The organism is Streptomyces sp. MST-110588 (assembly GCF_022695595.1).
In the GTDB taxonomy this organism is placed as follows: domain Bacteria; phylum Actinomycetota; class Actinomycetes; order Streptomycetales; family Streptomycetaceae; genus Streptomyces.
Genome location: NZ_CP074380.1, coordinates 2,068,570 through 2,085,517 on the forward strand (window position 1 = coordinate 2,068,570; position 16,948 = coordinate 2,085,517).

General features: G+C 69.4%; 15 protein-coding genes and 1 riboswitch. Of the genes, 5 read left to right on the plus strand and 10 right to left on the minus strand.

The window, feature by feature from the left end; all coding sequences use genetic code 11:
- Positions 1–52: 52 nt before the first annotated feature.
- A complete protein-coding gene (locus KGS77_RS08965) occupies positions 53–940 on the plus strand; it encodes a DUF2268 domain-containing putative Zn-dependent protease (protein ID WP_242580127.1) in 888 nt (295 codons plus the stop codon).
- A gap of 94 nt (positions 941–1,034) precedes the next feature.
- Here KGS77_RS08965 and KGS77_RS08970 read toward each other — a convergent pair whose 3' ends face one another.
- Entirely contained in the window at positions 1,035–1,514 is a 480-nt protein-coding gene (locus tag KGS77_RS08970) for a RidA family protein (RefSeq protein ID WP_242580129.1), read from the minus strand.
- 130 nt (positions 1,515–1,644) lie between these two features.
- Between KGS77_RS08970 and KGS77_RS08975 the strand changes: the two genes are divergently transcribed.
- The 3 genes from KGS77_RS08975 (at position 1,645) to KGS77_RS08985 (ending at position 4,506) form a co-directional block, all read left to right on the plus strand.
- Entirely contained in the window at positions 1,645–2,052 is a 408-nt protein-coding gene (locus KGS77_RS08975; RefSeq protein WP_242587363.1) for a MarR family transcriptional regulator, read from the plus strand.
- Positions 2,053–2,206: 154 nt separating this feature from the next.
- On the plus strand, positions 2,207–3,286 hold the full coding sequence (locus KGS77_RS08980; protein ID WP_242587364.1) for an LOG family protein: 1,080 nt from the start codon (positions 2,207–2,209) through the stop codon (positions 3,284–3,286).
- 239 nt (positions 3,287–3,525) lie between these two features.
- The gene (locus tag KGS77_RS08985; RefSeq protein ID WP_242580130.1) at positions 3,526–4,506 is read left to right on the plus strand and encodes a hypothetical protein; all 981 of its coding nucleotides are present in this window, start codon (positions 3,526–3,528) and stop codon (positions 4,504–4,506) included.
- Between the two features lie 84 nt (positions 4,507–4,590).
- Here the strand turns inward: KGS77_RS08985 and KGS77_RS08990 are convergent, their stop codons facing one another.
- The 9 genes from KGS77_RS08990 to rpsB all read right to left on the minus strand — a co-directional run bounded on the left by KGS77_RS08990 (position 4,591) and on the right by rpsB (position 14,659).
- Positions 4,591–5,625 (minus strand): ABC transporter ATP-binding protein, encoded by a 1,035-nt coding sequence (locus tag KGS77_RS08990; RefSeq protein ID WP_242587365.1) that lies wholly within the window; start codon positions 5,623–5,625, stop codon positions 4,591–4,593.
- A 69-nt stretch (positions 5,626–5,694) separates the two neighbouring features.
- Complete coding sequence (locus tag KGS77_RS08995; protein ID WP_242587366.1) at positions 5,695–7,344, minus strand: iron ABC transporter permease; 1,650 nt, start codon at positions 7,342–7,344, stop codon at positions 5,695–5,697.
- Positions 7,345–7,466: 122 nt separating this feature from the next.
- Entirely contained in the window at positions 7,467–8,549 is a 1,083-nt protein-coding gene (locus KGS77_RS09000) for a thiamine ABC transporter substrate-binding protein (protein ID WP_242580131.1), read from the minus strand.
- Positions 8,550–8,641: 92 nt separating this feature from the next.
- A riboswitch (TPP riboswitch) is annotated at positions 8,642–8,766 on the minus strand.
- 35 nt (positions 8,767–8,801) lie between these two features.
- The gene (gene rlmN / locus KGS77_RS09005) at positions 8,802–9,908 is read right to left on the minus strand and encodes a 23S rRNA (adenine(2503)-C(2))-methyltransferase RlmN (RefSeq protein ID WP_242580132.1); all 1,107 of its coding nucleotides are present in this window, start codon (positions 9,906–9,908) and stop codon (positions 8,802–8,804) included.
- Positions 9,909–9,996: 88 nt separating this feature from the next.
- Positions 9,997–11,172, minus strand: coding sequence for a phosphatidate cytidylyltransferase (locus KGS77_RS09010; RefSeq protein WP_242580133.1), 1,176 nt, complete (start codon positions 11,170–11,172; stop codon positions 9,997–9,999).
- A complete protein-coding gene (frr, locus tag KGS77_RS09015) occupies positions 11,172–11,729 on the minus strand; it encodes a ribosome recycling factor (RefSeq protein ID WP_242580134.1) in 558 nt (185 codons plus the stop codon). The genes KGS77_RS09010 and frr overlap by 1 nt, the downstream gene beginning before the upstream one ends.
- Before the next feature lie 175 nt (positions 11,730–11,904).
- Positions 11,905–12,678 carry a UMP kinase gene (pyrH, locus tag KGS77_RS09020; RefSeq protein ID WP_242580135.1) on the minus strand — a complete coding sequence of 258 codons (774 nt, stop codon included), beginning with the start codon at positions 12,676–12,678 and terminating at the stop codon, positions 11,905–11,907.
- Positions 12,679–12,840: 162 nt separating this feature from the next.
- Positions 12,841–13,677, minus strand: a complete 837-nt coding sequence (gene tsf / locus KGS77_RS09025) for a translation elongation factor Ts (RefSeq protein WP_242580137.1) — start codon at positions 13,675–13,677, stop codon at positions 12,841–12,843.
- Positions 13,678–13,789: 112 nt separating this feature from the next.
- The gene (gene rpsB / locus KGS77_RS09030; RefSeq protein WP_242580138.1) at positions 13,790–14,659 is read right to left on the minus strand and encodes a 30S ribosomal protein S2; all 870 of its coding nucleotides are present in this window, start codon (positions 14,657–14,659) and stop codon (positions 13,790–13,792) included.
- Positions 14,660–15,201: 542 nt separating this feature from the next.
- Between rpsB and KGS77_RS09035 the strand changes: the two genes are divergently transcribed.
- Complete coding sequence (locus tag KGS77_RS09035; protein ID WP_347404460.1) at positions 15,202–16,335, plus strand: M23 family metallopeptidase; 1,134 nt, start codon at positions 15,202–15,204, stop codon at positions 16,333–16,335.
- Positions 16,336–16,948: the final 613 nt, after the last annotated feature.

Below are 16,948 nucleotides of genomic sequence, written 5' to 3' on the forward strand. Positions count from 1 at the left end.
TGGTCCTTCCGCCTTGACCCTCCGGTAACCGGAGGCCCTACGGTCCTGAGTCATGAAGATCGTTGTTCACGACACGGCGTCCGCCATGATCGACATCCTGCAGCGTCCGCTGGAGGAGCGGCCCGACGCCCTGCGAGAAATGCTCAGCCCGCTCCACGGCCCGATGGCCGCGAGAATGGGCGAGGTGGACCTCGTCCAGATGCACAGCATGGGCGCCGGCTTCCCCTTCGACCGTGATGACCCCCGCTGTCTGGCCGCTGTACGGCAGATGCAGGACGCGGATGTGTGGAGCCGGATCGAGGACTCCCTCGCCACCGCACGGGAGCGGCTCCTCGCGGTGCCCGGAATCAAGACCGCCGACACCGTGCACGTCGTCTTGATTCTCGGCAACCCCGATGAAGACATCCTGATGGGTGACAACTCCGGCTACACCGGCATGGGCGGTTTCCCGGGTGCGATCCAGCTCGTGATGTGGCCCACCGAGACCAGCCTGGCGAAGATCAACCACGCTGCCGTCCACGAGCTCCACCACAACGTGCGCTACGCCAATGTGGTCTGGGACCCGATGACGGTCACGGTGGGCGAACAGGTCGTGGCCGAAGGAATGGCCGAGGCGTTCGTACGGGAACTGGCGGGCGAAGAGGCCATGGGCCCTTGGGCGACAAAGCTGTCCGGTCCGGAGCTGGACGACGCCTACGAGAAGGTCACGGCCGCCGTCGACGTCTCCGGCATGCAGAACATGCCTCCGTACATTTACGGCGACACCATCGCACAGCGCATGGGGGCACAGCCTGTAGGACTGCCCTTTGCCGCCGGGTACGCGGCCGGCCTGCGGGTCGCGGACGCCCACTTGGCCGCCTCCGGTCTGACCGCCGCCCAGAGTGTCGCCCTGCCGGCCCGCGACATCCTCAAGAACGCCGGCATAGCGACCAGCGCCTGACCTCCAAGGCCGCCGCCATCCCACTCGCCCGTTGCCGTCACACCGTCACCGTCGGCCGCGAGCCCCCCAGCCGTGCGCCGTCAGCCGTGCGCCGTCAGCGGGCGAGGGCCATGGCCTCTATCTCTATTCGCCAGTCCGGCCGGGCCAATGACGACACCTCAAGGAGCGTGTCCGCCGGATAGGGCTCCGAGAGGAACTCCTCGCGCAACGCGATGACCTTGTCGAGGTCGGCTTCCATGTCGGTGACGAAGATGCCGACCCTCACCACGTCGCCGAGCGATGCCCCGGCCGCGGCGAGGACCTTCTCCACATTGGCGAACGCCTGCCGCCCCTGCGCCAGGAAGTCGTCCGAGACCGTCCGTCCCTGCTCGTCGATCCCCGCCTGGCCGGAGACGTAGATGACACCGCCCGCCTTCACCGCCTGGGAGATCTTGTAGGGCGCGTACCAGTCCGGCGTAGTGGCGACTTTCTCGATCCCCTCGATCCTCGATGCACCCGCCTTCCCTGCACCCTCCCCCTCGCCGCCTTCCCCGGACGTACGACCGCTTCGCTCAACGCTGCTGACGGACATCATGACCGACCCCCTTCGATGCATGTACACACATCACTTGCATGCACATGCATAGGTTGCCCGTGCATGTACGCTGGTGTCAAGAGCATCGGGCGAATCCGCGCGAAGAAAAACACAGAGGGTGATGGACGCGATGGACGCGGAACACTGGGACCGGTTCGGCACTCTCCACACGCGCGTCGAGCAGGAGTTGGCCAAGGCACTGCAACGGCACCACCGCATCGGCCTGTCGGAATACCGGGCCCTGGCCCGGCTCGCCGAGGCCGACGACGGTGAGCTGCGGATGCAGGAACTCGCCGATCTCATCGGCCTCAACCAGAGTTCGGTGAGCCGGCTCGCCTCCCGTCTGGAGTCCTCCGGGTTCACCCGCCGCGATCTGTGCCCCAAGGACCGGCGCGGCGTCTACAGCGTCATCACCGAGGCGGGCCGCGCCGTCCACGCGCAAGCGCGCCCGACCTACGACGAGGCCCTGCGCTCGGCACTCAACGCCGCGGCCGAGGACGGGCACCTCGGCCCGCTCGTGGAGTCGCTTCGCACCTAACATGACGTGGGTGCAGCCCGATTCCGAGTTCCCCGCCACGCCCCACGGCCCCGCCACGCCCCACGGCCCCTCCGGGCCCGGCCGCCCCCGCGTACCCGAGGACGCCCCCGCCTCTGCCGGACCCCGCGCCCGGGACGCCGGGCCCGACCGCGAGATCGAATCGCTCAAGGAGTTCGACCATGTCGCCGCGTCGGGCAGCCTCGCCGGCTACCGCGTCCAGTCCGTCGACCTGACGGACCGTACGTTCGCGCTGCTCAGCACGGATACCTCCGACGCGGTCTTCCTCGGCTGCCCCATGGAGTCCGATGCCGCCGCCAAGGTGCGTGCCGGCGGGGCCCTGGTCTTCCCGCCGATACCCGGCCTGCCGTTCGACCCGTACCGGGGCAGCCTGTACGGGCCGGACGAACTCTTCGGAGGACTCGAACAAGGCGGCTACGAGGCGACACCGGACGCCCGTGCCTACCGCTGGTACCAGCGGACCAAGGCGGACGGCGACATCTTCGCCTCGATGCTGCGCAGTATCCACGACGACGCCGTCTCGGACGCGCTGGACGAACACCTCTACGGCGCCCGTGTCGTCGGAGTCATGGGCGGGCACGCGCTGGAGCGCGGTTCGGCCGCCTACGCCGGCGCAGCCCGCCTGGGCCGCCAACTGGCGCGCGAGGGTCTGACCGTCGCCACCGGCGGCGGCCCCGGCGCGATGGAGGCCGCCAACCTCGGCGCCTACTCCGCACCCTTCCAGGACGCGATGCTCGACGAGGCTCTCGGCCTGCTCGCCAAGGCCCCGCACTTCACGCCGTCGGTGACGAACTGGGCGCGGGCGGCTTTCGACGTACGTCTCCAGTGGCCGGGCGGCGGGGACTCGATCGGCATCCCGACCTGGTTCTACGGGCACGAGCCGCCGAACGCCTTCGCCGCGCACATCGCCAAGTACTTCGTGAATGCCGTACGTGAGGACGGCCTGCTGGCACGTTCCAACGCCGGTGTCGTCTTCCTTCCCGGTGCCGCCGGAACCGTACAGGAGATCTTCGACAACGCGACCCCGAACTACTACGGATCGCGGGGCGGGCCGACGCCGATGGTGCTGGTCGACCGTGAGCACTGGACCGGGAAGCTGCCCACCTGGCCGCTGCTCCAGGCGCTCGCTGCCGACCGCCCCATGGCGGCGCGCATCGCCCTGGTCGACTCCGTGGAGGAAGTCCCTCAGGCCCTGGCCCGGCTCACCACCGCCTGAGCACGGCCTGCCCCCGGCGAAGGCCACCGCCCCCGACAAGCGAAAGCCGACAGCCCACACTCCTCACCTCCCACAACCCTCACGCCCCCACTTCACATACGGGGCACGGGCCCGTCCCCACCGCTTTCCCTGCCCCAGCGTGTGTTTGCCCACGCGAGGCAACTTCCGCACCGTATCGCGCGTCTAGCAGGCCAGGTAATGCACAGGTAAAAACAGGCAGTGCGCGAACGGAGTTCTCGGTGATCATCGGCCTTCTGACGGCGGTAGCAGCCTCGGCCTGCTACGGCACGGGTTCGGTCCTGCAGGCGGTGGGGTCGCGCAAGTCGGCCCGCCGTGAGGCAGCGGCATCGTCCACCACCGGCTTCACCCAGCACGGCGGCCCGAGCCTCTCCTCCACCGCGAAGGCCGCGGTCACCTGGGAGTTCATGGTCGGTACGGTGCTGGACTTCATAGGTTTCGCGCTCGGTGCCCTGGCGGCGCGGCTGCTGCCGCTCTTCCTCTCGCAGACCGTCATCAGCGCCAACCTCGTGATCACCGCCGTACTGAGCATCAAGCTCCTGGGCATCAAGCTGACCCGCCCCGAGTGGGCCTCGATCGCCGTGGTCTGCTCGGCACTGGTGCTGCTCGCCACCGCAGCCGGCCCCGAGGGCAGCGGCCACACCCCGATCAGCACCCACTGGTGGCTGCTGATCGTCTCCATCGTGCTGATGGCCGGCGGAACGGTGATCGTCCGTCTGATGGGCTCCCGCGCCGCGATCCTGGCCGGTCTGCTGTCCGGCCTGGGCTTCGGCGCCCTCGGCGTAGGCGTACGGGTGCTGAACGGCGTGGACCCGTTCGACCTCTCAACCCTCCTGTCCGACCCGGCTCTCTACGCCATCCTCGTCGCCGGCATCGGCGGTATGTACCTGCACACCGTCGCCCTCCAGATCGGCTCGGTCAACGGCGCGACGGCGGCCCTGGTCGTGGGCGAGACGGTGGTCCCCGGCCTCCTCGGCGTGCTGTGGCTCGGCGACGCCTCCCGCCCGGGCTTCGCCTGGGTCGCCGTCCTCGGCTTCCTGGTGGCCGTGGCCGGCGCCGTGGCAGTCGCCTGGTTCGGCGAGCCGGAAGGCGGCCCCGGACCCGACCCGAAGGACACCCCGGGGAACGTCTCGAAGAGCGAGCCGTCCCCGAAGGACGCTGCTGGGGGCACCCGTACTCCGGAAGAGCCCGTCATACGGTGACGGGCGGCCGATTCAGCTTCTCCTGGGACTTCTCCCAGGACTTCCCCATGGACTTCTCCTAGGACCGTCCCGCCCCCGCCCCCCTCAGCGGCCCAGCACCACGATGTCCTCGGCCGCGAAGCTGACGCCCACCGAGGCGCCCGCGGCCGGGGCCTCGGGGAGGGGGCAGGCGGCTTCCAGGGGCAGGCCCTGATGAGGCTGGAGGAGGAGGGCCACATGGGTGCCGCGGAAGGTGCGGGCGGTGACGGTGCAGGGCAGGCCGTCCGTGGGGGAGGTCAGCCGGACGCCGGCCGGGCGTACGAGGAGGCGGCAGGGGCCTTCCGGGGTGCGGGCGGGGACGGGCAGTTTGCCCCAGGGGGTGTCGGCGGCCTCGCCCCGTACCGTCGCGGTCACGACATTGTCGAAGCCCAGGAAGCGGGCGACGAATTCGGTGGCGGGCCGCTGCCAGACCTCCAGTGGGCTGCCGGCCTGTGCGATCCGTCCGTCCTGCATGACCACGACACGGTCGGCGAGCGCGAACGCCTCGCCCTGGTCGTGGGTGACGGCGAGCACGGTCGTCCCCAGTTCGCCGAAGACCCGGCGCAGTTCGACGACCAGGCGCTCACGGAGGCCGCGGTCGAGTTGGCCGAGCGGCTCGTCCAGCATCAGCAGCCGGGGCCGGGGCGCGAGCGCGCGGGCCAGCGCGACCCGCTGCTGTTCGCCGCCGGACAGCGCCGCCACGGCGCGCCGCTGCGCACCCGGCAGGCCGACCAGGTCCAGCAGTTCGGCGACCGTACGTTCCTGGTCGGCGCGCGAGGCGCCGCGCATCCGCAGCCCGAAGGCGACATTGCCGCCGACATCGCGCTGCGGAAAGAGCTGGTGGTCCTGGAACATCAGTCCGACACCCCGCCGGTGGGTGGGCACTCCCGACTGGTCCCGGCCTTCGAGGAAGACCCGTCCCTCGTCAGCCGGTTGCAGGCCCGCCACGACCCGCAGCAGTGTGGACTTGCCGCTGCCGCTCGGCCCCAGGACGCATACGATCTCGTGCGCGGCAACGTCCAGATCCAGCGCGTCCAGCGCAGGACGCGCGCCTGACCTGCCGAAACGGACGGTGACCTGCTCCAGCCGCAGCAGCGCCATCTCCTTGTTCCCCTCCCCGCCCCTTCCGGCAGGGCCTTCGGCGGCCTTTCCGGTTCCGGTCACCGTCATCTAGAACTCCCCCGACTGGTCGGTACGCATCCGCTCCAGCACCAGCAGGGCGCCCGCGCACACCACCATCAAGATGGTCGACAGGGCCATCGCCTGCCCGTAATTGAGTTCCCCGGCGCGCCCCAGCAGCCGTGCCACGGCCACCGGCAGGGTCGGCGCGTCCGGCCGGGCGATGAACACGGTCGCCCCGAACTCCCCGAGTGAGACCGCGAAGGCGAAGCCCGCCGCGATGAGCAGGGCCCGCCGTACCAGCGGCAGATCGACCTCCCGCCACACGCGCCACGGCGAGGCGCCCAGCACCGCCGCCGCCTCCCGCAGGCGGTCGTCCACCGCGCGCAGTACGGGAAGCATGGTCCGTACGACGAACGGCACGCCCACCAGGGCCTGCGCCAGTGGCACCAGCCACCATGAAGAGCGCAGATCCAGCGGTGGCTTGTCGAGAGTGATCAAAAAACCAAAGCCGACGGTCACAGCCGAAACGCCGAGTGGCAGCATCAGCAGCGCATCGAAACCTCGTACGAGCCGTCCGGCCGTACGGGAGCCGTCGTCCGAGGCCGTACGGGGCCAGCGGAGCGTCAGCGCCGCTGCCGCCAGGCCGCCCACGGTCAGCGCGATCACCGTCGCCACGGCCCCATAGGCCAGTGAGTTGCCCACGGCTTCCAGTGGTGCCACGGCGAAGGTGCTGTCGGCGGACGCGGCGGAGCGCAGCGCCTGGTAGAAGTCTAGGCCGTACCCGTCAGGACCGGCGAAGGACCGCTCGATCAGCACCGCCAGGGGCAGCAGGAGCAGCACCGCGATGACCGCGAGTGTGCCCCACAGCAGCGTCCACTGGCCGGTGCCCCTGGGTCGCCGCGCGGTGCCGGCCGCGTCGACGAGTTTCAGGGTCGCTTCCCGTCTGCGTACGGTCCATGCGTGCAGCGCCAGCAGGGCCAGCACCGCCGCGAACTGGAGCAGCGTCAGCACTGCCGCGGTCGGCAGGTCCAGGAAGTCGGCGGTCTGCCGGTAGATCTCCACCTCCAGTGTGGAGAAGGCCGGGCCGCCCAGGATCTGCACCACGCCGAAGGAGGTGAAGGTGAACAGGAACACCATCAGGGCGGCGGCGGCCACGGCAGGTCCGAGGGCGGGCAGGGTCACCCGCCGCCAGGCCGCGAACCGCCCGGCGCCCAGGACCCGCGCCGCCTCCTCCTGCCGTGGGTCCAACTGGCTCCACAGCCCGCCGACGGTCCGTACGACCACCGCGTAGTTGAAGAAGACGTGCGCCAGCAGAATCGCCCATACGGAGGTGTCCAGGCGCAGACCCCATAGGTCGTCCAGGACCCCGCCGCGCCCGACCAGCGCCAGGAAGGCCGAGCCCACGACCACGGTCGGCAGGACGAACGGGATCGTCACCACCGCCCGCAGCAGATGCTTTCCGGGGAAATCGAAGCGCGCGAAGACATACGCGCCGGGGAGTGCGATCAGGAGCGTGAGTCCGGTGGAGGCCGCCGCCTGCCAGATCGTGAACCACAGCACGTGCAGTACGTCCGGGTCGCCGAGCACGGTGGCGATCCGGCCGAGTTGCCACTGCCCGCCGTCCTTCAATCCACGGCCGACGATCGCCAGGACCGGGTAGGCGAAGAAGACGGCGAAGAAGAGGAGCGGCAGGGCCATCAGGGCCAGCCGTACGGCCGTGGTCCGGGAGGGCAGCAGGCGCCGCCGGGCGGTTCGGGCGGGGTGGCTCCCCCCGCCGGTCCCGCGCTGCTGATCGCGCTCCCCGGCGGGGCGGGCGGCCGTTACTTCAGGACGAGGGAGGACCACTGCTTGATCCACTGTTCACGGTGGTCGGTGATGTCCTGCGGAGCCACCGTCCACGGCTTGTCGATCTTCTCGCCGTACTTGGTGAACAACGGCGGCACCTTGGCGTCCGTACGCGCGGGGTTGACGAACATCTTCAGCGGCACGTCCTCCTGGAACTTCTTGCTCAGCAGGAAGTCCAGCAGCGCCTTGCCGCCCTTCTCGTTCTTCGCGCCCTTGAGCAGGCCCGCGAATTCCACCTGCCGGAAGCACGTCCCGGCCGCGACCCCGGTCGGCGCCTGCTCGGGCCGGGGCTTCTTGTCCAGCACCTCGGAGGGCGGGCTGGAGGCGTACGACACCACCAGGGGCTTGTCGCCCTTGCCCTTCCCCGCCGCCGTGCCCGAGAAACGCTCGGTGTACGCCTGCTCCCAGCCGTCGACGACCTCGACACCGTTGGCCTTGAGCTTCTTCCAGTAGTCCTGCCACTTGCCCTCGCCGTAGGCGGCGATGGTGCCGAGCTGGAAGGCCAGTCCGGGCGAGGAGGTGGCGGAGTTCTCGGTGACCAGCAGGTTCTTGTACTCGGGCTTGATCAGGTCCTCGAAGGTCTTCGGCGGCGCGATCTTGTGCCGGGTGAAGTAGGCGCGGTCGTAGTTGACGCAGACGTCACCGTAGTCGACCGGAGTGACCCTCTTGTGCGCCGCGTCCAGTTGCAGCTCCTGGGGAACGTTCTCCAGGCCCTTGGCCTTGTAGGGGCTGAAGATGTCCTCCTTCAGGCCACGCGAGAGCAGGATGTTGTCGATCCCGAAGAACACATCGCCCTGCGGGTTCGCCTTGGAGAGGATCGCCTGGTTGACGGCCTTGCCGGCGTCCCCGCCCTTGAGCTCGCGGACCTTGTACCCGGTCTGCCGGGTGAACTCCTCCAGGACGGATTGGGAGACGTTGAAGGAGTCATGGCTGACGAGGGTGACGGTCTTGGCGTCCGTACCGCCGCCGTCACCGCTGGAACCGCCGCATGCGGTGAGCATGGCCATGCCGAGTGCCGCGGCGAGCGCGGTGGCGGCGATCCTGCTGGTGGTGGTCACTGATTCCTCCTGGCTGGCCAGGAAGAGACGCGGCCCCGCGCCGGGCCCGTACTGCGATGGTCGGCGTACGGGCCCCGCACGGGGCGCAACAGCATGAGTGATGACCGAACTTCCTACCCGGAATGACCCGGGCGAGGTTCAAGGGTCTGCGGCCGTCGTGCTCGGTGACGAGCGGTTGCCGCACTCTCAGCGCTGTGGCGCTCCCCTGTCGGAATGTGCATTCGTTCGATCACACGGTACCAGCGCGGAGCGTCAGCGCTCGGAGGCCGCGAGCTGGCCGCAGGCACCATCGATCTCCTGGCCACGGGTGTCCCGTACCGTCACCGGCACGCCGTGCGACTCGATGGCCTTCACGAACGCCTTCTCGTCCTCGGGCCGCGAAGCCGTCCACTTCGAGCCCGGGGTCGGGTTCAGCGGGATGAGGTTGACATGGACGCGCTTGCCCTTGAGCAGCCGGCCCAGCAGGTCACCGCGCCACGCCTGATCGTTGATGTCCCGGATCAGCGCGTACTCGATGGAGATCCGGCGGCCGGACTTCTCCGCGTACCCCCACGCCGCGTCCAGGACCTCGCGCACCTTCCAGCGCGTGTTGACCGGTACGAGCGTGTCGCGCAGCTCGTCGTCGGGGGCGTGCAGCGACACCGCGAGCCGGCACTTGAAGCCCTCGTCCGCGAACCGCAGCATCGCCGGGACCAGACCGACCGTCGAGACGGTGATGCCGCGCTGGGAGAGACCCAGCCCGTCCGGCTCGGGATCGGTGAGCCGACGGATCGCGCCCACGACCCGCTTGTAGTTCGCCAGCGGCTCGCCCATGCCCATGAAGACGATGTTGGACAGTCGCGCCGGTCCGCCCGGTACCTCCCCGTCCCGCAGCGCCCGCATGCCGTCGACAATCTGATGAACGATCTCGGCGGTCGAGAGGTTACGGTCCAGCCCCGCCTGACCGGTCGCGCAGAACGGGCAGTTCATACCGCATCCGGCCTGCGAGCTGATGCACATCGTCACCCGGTCCGGGTAGCGCATCAGCACGGACTCCACGAGCGTGCCGTCGTGCAGCTTCCACAGCGTCTTACGGGTGGTGTCGTCGTCGCACGAGATGTGCCGCACCACACTCATCAGGTCCGGCAGCAGCTCCGCCGCCAGCTTCTCGCGCGCCGCGGCCGGGATGTCGGTCCACTGCGCCGGGTCGTGCGCGTAGCGGGCGAAGTAGTGCTGCGACAGTTGCTTGGCGCGGAAGGGCTTCTCACCGATCGCGGCCACCGCTTCACGGCGCTCGGCGGGGGCGAGATCGGCAAGGTGCCGCGGGGGCTTCTTGGCCCCGCGCGGCGCGACGAAAGTGAGTTCTCCGGGTGCAGGCATGGTCCTTCCAGTGTCGCAGACGTACGAACAGGGGCCCGCCACTTCTTGCGGCGGGCCCCTTGGCCGTACATAAGCGCTGGTCAGGCGGTCATCCGGTACCGACGAAGATCACGTACAGCAGCCAGACCACCGGAGCGGTCGGCAGGAGCGAGTCCAGCCGGTCCATGATCCCGCCGTGGCCGGGCAGCAACGTGCCCATGTCCTTGATGCCCAGGTCCCGCTTGATCATGGACTCGCCGAGATCGCCGAGAGTCGCGCTGGCCGCGACCGCGAGTCCCAGAAGCAGACCCTGCCACCAGGCACCGCCCTTGATCAGCAGTTCCATGGAGACGGCGCCGGCGGCCATGGCGAACAGCACCGCGCCGAACAGCCCCTCGCGGGTCTTGCCGGGGCTGATGCGCGGGGCGAGCTTGTGCTTGCCGAAGCGCCAGCCGATCGCGTACGCGCCGGTGTCGCTGACCACCGTCAGCAGCAGAAACGTCAGCACCCGCTGCGGGCCGTCGTCCTTCGCGGCGAGCATCAGGGCCACGAACGTCGCCAGGAACGGCACGTAGAAGGCCGCGAAGACACCGGCCGTGACGTCCCGCAGATAGTTCTCCGGGGATTCCGTCATGCGCCATACAAGGGCGGCCAGCGCGGTGAGCGCCATCGCCACCCATGCGCCCTCGGCGCCGCGTACGTAGCCCGCGACGACCATGGCCGTACCGCCGACCGCGAGCGGAACCAGCGGCACGCTGATGCCCTTGCGCTCCGACAGCCGTGAGGTCAGTTCCCACAGTCCGACGACCACCGCGACCGCTATCACGCCCAGGAAGACGGGCTTGTAGACGAAGAGCGAGGCGAGGATGACCGCGCCGAGGCCGACGCCGACCCCTATCGCGGCCCGCAGGTTCCGTCCCGCGCTCTTCTTCTGCGGCCTGTCGGTGCGCTGCGAGCCGTCCGGCCCTGGTGCGGAGGTGGGCATGGGCTCCTGCGGCTGTTCGTCGCGGAAGAGGGGGCCGCTCAGCCGAGCGGCCCCCCGGTCGTCCCGGTGGTTCCGGTCTTCCCGGTGGTCTTCCTGGTGTCCGCCCGCGTCGGGCACGATGGGCATGGGCCGAGTCTGCGCCGCCTCGGCCCACTCGTGCGCGGGACCCGCCGGGACGGGTGGCGCCTCCCCACGGAGTGAGGGGGTCGGTCCCTGGTCGGGCGGCCCCCAACGACCGGCGCGACCGGCCGGGTCGGCATGGCCGGCGCCGGGCGGGGCCCCCCAGGATGACTGGTTCATCAGACCTCGAGGAGCTCGGATTCCTTGTGCTTGAGGAGCTCGTCCACCTGCGCGACGTACTTCGCGGTGGTGTCGTCGAGCTCCTTCTCGGCGCGGCGCACCTCGTCCTCGCCGGACTCCTTGTCCTTGACGAGCTTGTCGAGGGTCTCCTTGGCCTTGCGCCGGACGCTGCGGATCGAGATCTTCGAGTCCTCGGCCTTGCTCCGGGCGACCTTGATGTACTCCCGGCGGCGCTGCTCGGTCAGCTCCGGGAAGTTCACCCGGATGATATTGCCGTCGTTGCTCGGGTTGACGCCGAGGTCGGAGTCGCGGATCGCCTGCTCGATGTTGCGCAGCGCGCTCTTGTCGAACGGCGTCACGACGGCCATCCGCGGTTCGGGCACCGAGAACGATGCCAACTGGTTGATCGGCGTCATGGCACCGTAGTAGTCCGCCACGATCTTGTTGAACATCGCCGGGTGCGCACGCCCGGTGCGGATCGCGGCGAAGTCCTCCTTGGCGACCACGACGGCCTTCTCCATCTTCTCCTCGGCCTCGAGGAGGATCTCTTCGATCACCACTTGCTCCTGGTCTTTTCGGTAAGAAGCAGAGCCTCGCCCCTGCCGCGCGTCTTCTCCTGCACGGTGTCCGACCGGCAGGCCGTTGTCCATCCCCGTGCCGAGGTCATCCCCCGGTCCGGAGTTGCCGCCCGTACGGTCCGATGCCCGTACGGCAATACGGCAGTTGGGGCCGTCAGGCCCGGGTGCCCTGATCGCTGACGAGCGTGCCGATCTTCTCACCCTTCACCGCGCGCGCGATGTTGCCCTCGGCGAGCAGTTCGAAGACGAGGATCGGAAGCTTGTTGTCACGGCACAGGGTGATGGCGGTGGCATCGGCGACCTTCAGGTCGCGCGTGATGACCTCGCCGTATTCGAGGGCGTCGAACTTCACCGCGTCGGGGTTCTTCTTGGGGTCGGAGTCATAGACGCCGTCCACCCCGTTCTTGCCCATCAGCATGGCCTGGGCGTCGATCTCCAGGGCGCGCTGGGCGGCGGTGGTGTCGGTGGAGAAGTACGGCATGCCCATACCGGCACCGAAGATGACGACGCGTCCCTTCTCCAGGTGGCGCACCGCACGCAGCGGAATGTACGGCTCCGCGACCTGGCCCATGGTGATGGCGGTCTGGACGCGGGAGACGATGCCTTCCTTCTCCAGGAAGTCCTGGAGGGCCAGGCAGTTCATGACCGTACCGAGCATGCCCATGTAGTCCGAGCGGGCCCGGTCCATGCCGCGCTGCTGGAGCTCGGCACCGCGGAAGAAGTTGCCGCCGCCGATCACGATGGCGATCTCGTAGCCGTCGCGCACCACGGCGGCGATTTCCCGTGCGATGGCGTGCACGACATCGGGGTCGACGCCCAGCGCACCACCGCCGGCGAACGCCTCGCCTGACAGCTTCAGCAGGAAGCGTCCCTTCCCGCCGGGGTCGGCATTGTGGGCTTTGTCCGCGCCGTCGGCACCGTGATTCATTGAGCTCTCCTCGTGCACATACGAAGAAGGCCATTGCCGTGGGTCCGGGTCAGATCCCTGTGCGGCAATGGCCTCCTCGTCACATCTGCGGCCGGCCGGTGAGCGGCCGACTGCGTACGACCCTAGCGGGGTCGCAGGTCATTCGCTGCCTTCGCGGCAGGCTCAGGCGCCGACGCGGATGCGCGCGAAGCGCTTGAGCGTGACACCGGCCTCGTCCAGAACCTTCTGGACGGTCTTCTTGTTGTCCTTGGCGAACGGCTGCGCGAGCAGCGTGTTCTCCTTGAAGAAGCCGTTGACGCGGCCCTCGACGATCTTCGGCAGGGCGGCCTCGGGCTTGCCCTCCTCGCGCGAGGTGGCCTCGGCGACGCGGCGCTCGTTCTCGACGACGTCGGCCGGAACGTCCTCACGGCTGAGGTACTTCGGCGCGAAGGCGGCGATGTGCTGCGCGACGTCCTTGGCGACCTCGGCGTTCTCCTTGTCCAGCTCGACCAGGACGCCGACCTGCGGCGGGAGGTCGGGCATGGTGCGGTGCATGTAGGCGGCCACGTAGCCACCGGAGAACTGCGCGAAGCGGTCCAGGACGATCTTCTCGCCCAGGGTGGCGTTGGCCTCGTCGACGTACGCCTGGACGGTCTTGCCGGCCTCGATCTCGGACGCGAGCAGCGCCTCGACGTCGGCCGGGGAGGTCGCGGCGACGTGCGCGGCGAGCGCGTTGGCGACGGCCAGGAACTTCTCGCCCTTGGCGACGAAGTCGGTCTCGCACTTCAGCTCAAGCAGGACGCCGGAGGTCTTGTCGTCCGCGATGAGGGAGACGACGGCGCCGTTCTCGGCGGAGCGGCTCTCGCGCTTGGCGACGCCCTTCTGGCCCTTGACGCGGAGGATCTCCACGGCCTTGTCGACGTTGCCCTCGGCCTCGTCGAGCGCCTTCTTGCAGTCCATCATGCCGGCGCCGGTGAGCTCGCGGAGCTTCTTGACGTCCGCGGCGGTGTAGTTCGCCATGGTCTGTGAATCTCTTCTCGAATTCTCGAAAGTCGAAAGATCTACGGGTGGACGGCGGGGGCGGCGCCGTTGGCGCCCTCCCCCGCCGTCATCAGCCGGTCCTGATCGGGTGTCAGGCCTGCTCGGCGTCCGCGGCCGGCTTCTCGGCCTCGGCGGCGGGGGCCTCGGCGGGCTGCTCGGTGACGGCCTCGGCCTCAGCCTTCTTCTCGCCACCTTCGAGCAGGTCGCGCTCCCACTCGGCGAGCGGCTCGCCGGCCTTCTCGCCCGGCTTCTGGTCGCCGGTGGCGACGCCGGAGCGGGCGATGAGGCCCTCGGCGACGGCGTCGGCGATCACGCGGGTGAGCAGGGTGACGGAGCGGATCGCGTCGTCGTTACCCGGGATCTTGTAGTCGACCTCGTCCGGGTCGCAGTTGGTGTCGAGGATCGCGACAACCGGGATGTTGAGCTTGCGCGCCTCACCGACGGCGATGTGCTCCTTCTTGGTGTCCACGATCCAGACGGCGCTGGGCACCTTCTGCATCTCGCGGATACCGCCGAGGGTCTTCTCCAGCTTGGCCTTCTCGCGGGAGAGGACGAGGAGCTCCTTCTTGGTGAGGCCGGAGGCGGCCACATCCTCGAAGTCGATCTGCTCAAGCTCCTTCAGGCGCTGCAGGCGCTTGTAGACGGTCGAGAAGTTGGTCAGCATGCCGCCGAGCCAGCGCTGGTTCACGTAGGGCATGCCCACGCGGGTCGCCTGCTCGGCAATGGCCTCCTGGGCCTGCTTCTTGGTGCCGACGAACATGACCGAGCCACCGTGGGCCACGGTCTCCTTGACGAACTCGTAGGCGCGGTCGATGTACGACAGCGACTGGAGCAGGTCGATGATGTAGATGCCGTTGCGCTCGGTGAAGATGAAACGCTTCATCTTCGGGTTCCAGCGGCGGGTCTGGTGCCCGAAGTGGACGCCGCTCTCCAGCAGCTCCCGCATCGTGACGACGGCCATGGCCGTACTCCTTGTGTTACTCGGTTCCACCGCGACCGGTCGGCCGTGGTGCCTGACGCCCCGGCGCGCCTGCCGGGGAAGGAACCTTTCGGGACCTTCCGGGGACCGAGGGGCGCGGCCACCTGCTGCCCTGACGGGACTGTCGTGCTGGTGGCGGGGCGTGCGAAGTCGACCCGGTGACCCGGATCGCCACAAGAAGTGTACGGGACCGCCGACGCGCCGGGCGACATGCGTCTTTCGGTCACGTACGGGTGACGCAGTTACCCACAACCCGTCGGTAATCCCCAGATCCGTTCCAAGATCCCCACGGCGGGGCGAACTGCGCCACGGTCGTGGCGTGCGACGACGAGCGATGCGGCGCGGCCCGGACGGCCGGGCGGGAGTCGACCGGGCCGAGGAACGTCGGCCGAGGACCGACCGGGCCGAGGAACGAGCGGCGCCGACGACGGAAGGGGGCAGAAGTGCGGCTGGAGGCGGACACGAGAGGACGGCGACGGAAGGCGGCAGCACGCGGCCCACGGGCCGGGGAGCAGGCGCGGGGCTTGTCCAGGGGCCGGACGCGGACGCTGATCAAGCTGATCAAGCTGATCAAGCTGATCGAGGGGCTGCCGATCACCATGTCACTCACCATGCTGATCATCACGGCGGCCGGCCTGAGCGGTTTCGCCTGGGCCGTGACCACGGCCGCCGGTCCAGGCACAGCCGACGGACCCGGTACGGCCACCGGACGCCTGGCAACGGTGCGACCGGACCGGATGAACGGAACAACCGATCAACCCGCGCGGCTTACCTCCATGGTCTCCGCGGCGAGCCCCCGCACCCCCATAACCCCGCATCGAAGATCACATCTCTGGACGACATCGGAGCTGTCGGAGGCGACCGGGACGGCGAAGCCGAAGAGAGAGCCGAAGAGGGAGATGTCAAAGCCGGAGCCGGAACCTGGCGGGAGCGCCGAGCGAGCCTGGCCGGTTACGGGACCGGCGGGTGCGCGCCCCTCCATCGAGCGCGGCTGGGAACCACCGCCCTCCCCGTGGGCGGCGGGTCACCGTGGGGTGGACCTGGGCACCTCTTCGGGAGCCACGGTACGGGCGGCAGCAGCGGGCCGGGTGTCCTTCGCGGGGCGTGTGGCCGGCCGCGGCGTCCTCTCCATCGAGCTGTCCGACAGCCGTACGCAGCCCACGGCGGCACAGCAGCCCCTACGCATCACGTACGAACCCGTCCGGCCCATCGCCCACAAGGGCGACCGGGTCGCCGCCGGCCAGCCGGTCGCCGTACTCGCCCCGGGGCCGTACCACTGCCGCGCTCCATGCCTCCACTGGGGCCTGCTGAGAGGAAAGACCTACCTGGACCCCCTCTCGCTACTTCCCACATCCATGCTCCACCCAGGCCCCTCCCGCCTCCTCCCCGTCTTCGGCGTCCCGCCACCGCGCTCCCACGGCCTCTCTCCCCTCAGCGAGCCCCTGCCCCTGCCCCACAAAAGCCCCCCACCCAGCCCGCTCTCCAGCACCACGTCCCTGACCTACACGACACTCCTGGCAGCCACCACCCTCTGGGCCACCAACCGCCTCCGCTCCCACCGTCCAAGCCCCCAACCCCTAAGGAGTCACCCAAGGTCCAGCCCCACCCCGCTCAGCCAACAACCACCCGGCGAGGACCTCCCCGGCCCCCTTACCTGATTCCCGAAGCTGACCACGACATCGACAAGCCCGCTGCCCGATAGCGCATGTGCCCGCACGGGAGGAGGTGGCGCTCAACCGACCGACCACGACCGCACCCGCCCAGCCTGCCTGGATGAACCTCGGACCCCGGCAACCGTGGGCTCGGGACCGGGCACACCGGACCGCCCCGCCGGGCCATGACGCCGCGTGACCTCACAAAACGGACAGCAGTCATGAGAGCAGCAGAAAGGGAGGGCGTCACTTTTCACTCACAACCACTACAAGGAAGCCACGGAGCCGCTCAACGCGGCCCGGTGCAATGGTCGCCGCCATACACGAGTGCACTCGGCGTGGCCGTCGGCCGGTCCACACGACGAGACACGTACTCGTGTCCCCGTACCCGCGTTGCGCCGTGCGGCAGGACAGGAACGGGAGGAGAAGCCGGCGCAGCCCACACATCGGCACATTGCGGCTGCGGCGCGACGGATCCCGCGCACCTCGTGGACGCACGAGGTCGCAGCGGAAGAACGCCCCGGAAGGCGAGACCGGGCACCCCTCACAAGGGCACGCCGTTCGCGAAGATGCGCCGTCCGCAAAGGTGCGCCGTCCACGAAGGTGCGCGTCGGCAAGG

What these genes read in the sequence shown, in the direction of transcription:
- KGS77_RS09010 (WP_242580133.1), bottom strand. Translation starts at nt 11,172, where the DNA reads ATGAACCAGTCATCCTGGGGGGCCCCGCCCGGCGCCGGCCATGCCGAC.
- pyrH (WP_242580135.1), bottom strand. Translation starts at nt 12,678, where the DNA reads ATGAATCACGGTGCCGACGGCGCGGACAAAGCCCACAATGCCGACCCC.
- tsf (WP_242580137.1), bottom strand. Translation starts at nt 13,677, where the DNA reads ATGGCGAACTACACCGCCGCGGACGTCAAGAAGCTCCGCGAGCTCACC.
- KGS77_RS08975 (WP_242587363.1), top strand. Translation starts at nt 1,645, where the DNA reads ATGGACGCGGAACACTGGGACCGGTTCGGCACTCTCCACACGCGCGTC.
- rpsB (WP_242580138.1), bottom strand. Translation starts at nt 14,659, where the DNA reads ATGGCCGTCGTCACGATGCGGGAGCTGCTGGAGAGCGGCGTCCACTTC.
- KGS77_RS08970 (WP_242580129.1), bottom strand. Translation starts at nt 1,514, where the DNA reads ATGATGTCCGTCAGCAGCGTTGAGCGAAGCGGTCGTACGTCCGGGGAA.
- KGS77_RS08965 (WP_242580127.1), top strand. Translation starts at nt 53, where the DNA reads ATGAAGATCGTTGTTCACGACACGGCGTCCGCCATGATCGACATCCTG.
- rlmN (WP_242580132.1), bottom strand. Translation starts at nt 9,908, where the DNA reads ATGCCTGCACCCGGAGAACTCACTTTCGTCGCGCCGCGCGGGGCCAAG.
- KGS77_RS08995 (WP_242587366.1), bottom strand. Translation starts at nt 7,344, where the DNA reads ATGGCCCTGCCGCTCCTCTTCTTCGCCGTCTTCTTCGCCTACCCGGTC.
- KGS77_RS08990 (WP_242587365.1), bottom strand. Translation starts at nt 5,625, where the DNA reads ATGGCGCTGCTGCGGCTGGAGCAGGTCACCGTCCGTTTCGGCAGGTCA.